The organism is Geodermatophilus chilensis (assembly GCF_002802985.1).
Lineage (GTDB): Bacteria > Actinomycetota > Actinomycetes > Mycobacteriales > Geodermatophilaceae > Geodermatophilus > Geodermatophilus chilensis.
Map to the genome: position 1 here is coordinate 1 of NZ_NVPT01000258.1, position 4,522 is coordinate 4,522.

The following is a 4,522-nucleotide window of genomic DNA, read 5'->3' on the forward strand; positions in this document are numbered from 1 at the left end:
AGCGTCTGGTGGTCGAGCTTGCGGCCGTCGTCCTCCCGCACTCCTCAATGGTCTCCGCGCGCGGGTCAGCGATCAAGCTACTAACGATCTCCTTAGTAAGAGCGCCCTCGGCTGACATCCTGATGCGGCCACGACGGGGGCTGCCGGAGGTATGGATGAGCCACGGCGAGTTCATGAAGAAGTTGGTCATCGGCATTCTCGGCGCGATCTTCGGATCCGCGGCCACTGTACTTCTAACCCAATGCGTGGCCGGTGAGGACGTTGACCGCCTGCAAGCCGAACGTTTCATGATCCGTTACTACGACACCGTTGTAGAGGACCCGTTAACAGTTTGGGACACAATGGTGAGCAGAGAGCTGCGCGACGCGCACGAAGGCGGCTACGAAGAGTTCCGGAGCGCCTGGGCGCGGTGGAGCGGCGTCGAGTATGAGCGCGTCGTCCCCCTTCAGGATTCAAGGAACTGGTTCTCGGTTCGAGTAGCATACGTCGACCGCGATGGCCAACAGCAATCCTATCGCCCGATTCAGTTTCGGCTAGTTTGCGTTGATCGGTGGGCGAATCGCCTGCCGGTCCTCACGTGTGACACGGAGGATTTACGCCTTCGAGATGCTTACAATTCGCCGAATCTATGAATCGCAAGAGGTCAGCAACGTGCAGACTTCCCGGCCCTCGAATGGACCCCCGTTTAGCGACCGTGCGCACGAATCCCTTAGTGGGCCACTTAGGGACTGGACGCTCCTGCCTATCTGAGCGGATCCTGCGGCCACCCTATCCGGCGGGCGCAGCGGGTCAGCTGGTGGGCGATGTCGCGCCGGTGGACGATGCAAAACTCCACCGGCCCCGGCACGGTGACAGCGACCTCGCGCCGGGCCTGCCGCAGCAGGGTTAGCAGCTCGGTCAGGGGGTCGGCGGGACTGATCACGGTGGGACCTCCCCTGGATCGCGGGGATACCGAGGGATTCGCCTCGGCTCCACAAGCAGCCAAGCGGCCCAGGTCCCGGTGAGACGCGAGCTGAACTGGGACGACTCGGTGTAGTAGAGACGTGACCCGGAGATCCCGCACATGGACGGCAATACGCCAGCAGTCGTGCTCTTCTTCATCGTTCCCCTGCTCCTTGTGCTGCTCGGGATTTTCCTCACCCGACCGAAGACCCGAGAGGCCCGGCAGGGACAGTGCTGGCATCGGTGGGTCTACGAGTACGACCCCCAGGACTCCCAGCGCGCGGGTCGGCAAGCGCTGCAACAAGTGCGACTTGTTCGCGACCCCCTGAGAGGTCCATGCAGGGACGCAGATGCAGCCTCATCGACGTTGCACGCGGCCACCGACCCGAGGAGCCTCCTCGGCGTGGCGATCCGATGGCTCACCGATGCCGACCGGCAGAACATGCGCGACGCGGCCGAGGAGCGCCGGGTCCTCGATGAGCTGATGCGCAAGTACGCGCCGCGGACGATCACGGCGGAGGAGAGGGCCGAGCGGATCGCGAACTTCCGGGAGATGGGCGGCCTGCGGATCGACCCGTACCGGCGCAGCTAGCGCCTCACGGCTGCCTGAGCGGGATTGCCCGGATCTCCATGTCCACCGGGCCGGGCCTTACCCCTGTGGACACTGTCCCCCCGCTTAGTTGCCCCCGGGTACATGTCCCCAGCGAGGCACGCCGGGGGAAGACACCCGGAAATCTCGCGGATTTCTTCTATCCACAGCTCGACAGGGCCCTGGCCAGCAGAAACACGCGACTGTCATTTGACGTCCCCGCATTCACCCACAGCGGGACACGCTGTTGGGCACAGAGTTATCCACAGGTTGTGCAGAAGTGCCCCCACACCGGTGTTGGACTGGTCCGTCCGCACTTCCTAACGTCCCCAGCAGCACGCGACAGCGCGTGACGGCAGAGGGACGAGGACAGGTCTACGGGTCCGCTCGCACATGCGAACGGGCCCTCGGTGGCAGCCGAAGGCCCGTCCTTGTCTCCCGCCGGTGGGAACCAGGAACGAGGAGACGCGGTCGATGAAACACCGGGACCAGAACGCGAGCAAGGACCCTGCCACCTGGGGAGGAGTGGTCATCTTCGGGATGGGCGGCCTTGTTCTGGGGGGCGTGACCCTGATCACGGGGTCCGTCCAGGACGGCATCCTGGCGGTGTCAGCCGTGGCGGCTGCCGTCCAGCTAACCCGTGGGACACCTCCGACACCCCGGCAGTAGGTGGGGACCGATGGAGGACTAACCCGCGCCTTCCCTGGCCGCGTGCTGCCGGATCCAGGTGTGCATGGCGATCCCGGCGGCGACGCCCGCGTTGATCGAGCGGGTCGACCCGAACTGCGCGATGGACACGGTGACCGCAGCGGCCTCGCGAGCCGCTGCGGTCAAACCGGGGCCTTCCTGCCCGAACAGCAGGACGCACCGCTCCGGCAGCGGCGTGCCCTCGATGGGTACCGAGCCGGGCCCGTTGTCTACCGCGACAAGTGTCAGGCCCTCCTGGGCCGCGTAGGCGGCGAGGTCGGCCACGTCCGCGTGGTGCCGGAGGTGCTGATACTTCTCGGTGATCATCGCTCCGCGCCTGTTCCATCTGCGGCGGCCGACGATGTGCACCTCAGCGGCCAGGAAGGCGTTGGCGGTCCGGACCACCGTCCCGATGTTGAGGTCGTGTTGCCAGTTCTCGATGGCGACGTGGAACGGGTGCCGTTGGGTGTCGAGGTCGGCGACGATCGCCTCGACCGTCCAGTAGCGGTAGCGGTCGGCGACGTTGCGCTGGTCGCCATGGGCGAGCAGGTCGGGGTCGTAGCGCGGGTCCTCGGGCCACGGCCCGGGCCAGGGGCCGACCCCCACCGTCGTCCCCCATTCGGTCGGTCCCCTGTCCATGCCCCGGACGATGCCAGACCCGGCTAGTTGCATAGGAAGACGACTTTCGCGTTTGCCCCCGGCGGTTCCAGCCGCGGCGGCCCACGATGTGCACCTCCGCGGCCAGGAAGGCGTTCGCCGTCCGCACGACGGTCCCGATGTTGAGGTCGTGCCCGAAGTTCTCGATCGCGACGTGGAACGGGTGCCGGCGCGCGTCGAGGTCGGCCACGACCGCCTCGACCCTCCAGTACCGGTAGCGGTCGGCGACGTTGCGCCGGTCGCCGTGCGCGAGCAGCTCGGGGTCGTAGCGCGGGTCCTCGGGCCACGGTCCGGGCCAGGGACCGACCCCGACCGCCGTCCCCCACTCCGTCGGGCCCGCCTCGCCGTCCACGCGGCCGATCGTCTCCCACACCCCGGTCGACCGGGCGTCCCGGGGCAGGATCGGCGGACGTGACCGACGGCGTGCTCGTCCACCTGACCGAGCCCGCGGCCTGGCGGGCGGCGCTCGACACCGGGGCGCTGCGCCCACCGTCCCTGGCCGGGCAGGGATTCGTGCACCTCTCCACGCCGGAGCAGGTGCACCTGCCGGCCGGCCGGCTCTTTCCCGGACGGCGGGACCTCGTGCTGCTCGTCGTCGACCCCGCGCGGTTGACCGACCCGGTGCGCTGGGCCCCCGGCGTGCCCGGCGACCCGCCCGGCATGCGCTTCCCGCACCTGCACGGTCCGCTGCCGACCGGCGCCGTCGTCGCCGTCGTCCCGTACCGGCCGCCCGCCGCGCCGGTCCTGCCCCGGCCGGACGACGCGCTCGGCCGTGCGCGGGCGCTGTCCCTGTCGGTGCGGACCCGGCGGGCCGCCGAGGTGCGCGACGTCCCCGGCGGGGTGGCCGTGCTCGACCCGCGCTTCCCGTACTCGCGGGACGAGAACCGGCTGGTCCTGGAGCACCCGGTGGACGCGGGCACCGTCGCGGACAGCGCGGCCGCGGTCGCCGCCGACGCGGGCTGGCCGCACCTCGCCGCCACGCTGACCTGGCCGGGTGCGGACGACGTGGCGCGCGAGCTCGCGGGCCGCGGGTGGCGCGCCGAGGAGCTGCTGGTGATGGGCCGTCCGGCCACCCCGCCGCCCCCGGGACGCCGCGCCGAGGCCGTCGACCAGCGGGAACTCCACGATCTCTGGGAGAGCTCGTGGCGGCGCGACCTGCCGGCGTCGGAGGCCGACCTGGACGAGGTGGTGACCCAGCTCGTCGGCCGGGAGCACCGCAACGACCGGGTCGTCGCCGTCACCGACCTCGCCGTCCGGGAGGAGGGCCGGGTGGTCGCGGCCGCTCAGCTGCGGGTGGACAGCGCGACGGCCGCCGTGGAGTCGGTGCTGACCGACCCCGCGGCGCGCGGCCGCGGGTACGGGGACGCCGTCCTGGCCGCGGTGCTGGACCGCGCCGCCGCCGCACGCTGTGACCTCGTGGTGCTGGAGGCCGACGCCACCGACTGGCCCCGGCACTGGTACGCCCGCCGCGGATTCGTCCCCGTGGGCTCGACCTGGGAGGTGTCGGCGTCCCGCCGTTAGTGGCCCCCTCCAGGGCACCGCCCCGAGCTTGCGAGGGATGGGGAGGACGGGGTCCTTCTACGAGGGGTGGGGAGGACGGGCGGCCCCCTGCAGGGTCCCGCCGCGAGCCTGCGAGTGGTGGGGGGC

At 70.2% G+C, this 4,522-nt stretch carries 5 protein-coding genes; 3 read left to right on the forward strand and 2 right to left on the reverse strand.

Annotated elements, in window-relative coordinates; all coding sequences use genetic code 11:
- The coding region (locus tag CNO22_RS25695; protein WP_232807357.1) for a hypothetical protein at positions 1-632 on the forward strand (632 nt) is incomplete at its 5' end.
- A gap of 110 nt (positions 633-742) precedes the next feature.
- On the opposite strand, the gene CNO22_RS25700 is transcribed toward CNO22_RS25695, so the two are convergent.
- Entirely contained in the window at positions 743-922 is a 180-nt protein-coding gene (locus tag CNO22_RS25700; protein ID WP_100502094.1) for a hypothetical protein, read from the reverse strand.
- A 423-nt stretch (positions 923-1,345) separates the two neighbouring features.
- Between CNO22_RS25700 and CNO22_RS28020 the strand changes: the two genes are divergently transcribed.
- Positions 1,346-1,534 (forward strand): hypothetical protein, encoded by a 189-nt coding sequence (locus tag CNO22_RS28020; protein ID WP_157937130.1) that lies wholly within the window; start codon positions 1,346-1,348, stop codon positions 1,532-1,534.
- A gap of 684 nt (positions 1,535-2,218) precedes the next feature.
- Here the strand turns inward: CNO22_RS28020 and CNO22_RS25710 are convergent.
- Complete coding sequence (locus tag CNO22_RS25710; RefSeq protein WP_100502096.1) at positions 2,219-2,857, reverse strand: TrmH family RNA methyltransferase; 639 nt, start codon at positions 2,855-2,857, stop codon at positions 2,219-2,221.
- A 429-nt stretch (positions 2,858-3,286) separates the two neighbouring features.
- On the opposite strand from CNO22_RS25710, the gene CNO22_RS25720 reads away from it, so the two are divergent.
- Positions 3,287-4,396 carry a GNAT family N-acetyltransferase gene (locus CNO22_RS25720; RefSeq protein WP_100502097.1) on the forward strand — a complete coding sequence of 370 codons (1,110 nt, stop codon included), beginning with the start codon at positions 3,287-3,289 and terminating at the stop codon, positions 4,394-4,396.
- Positions 4,397-4,522 lie beyond the last annotated feature (126 nt).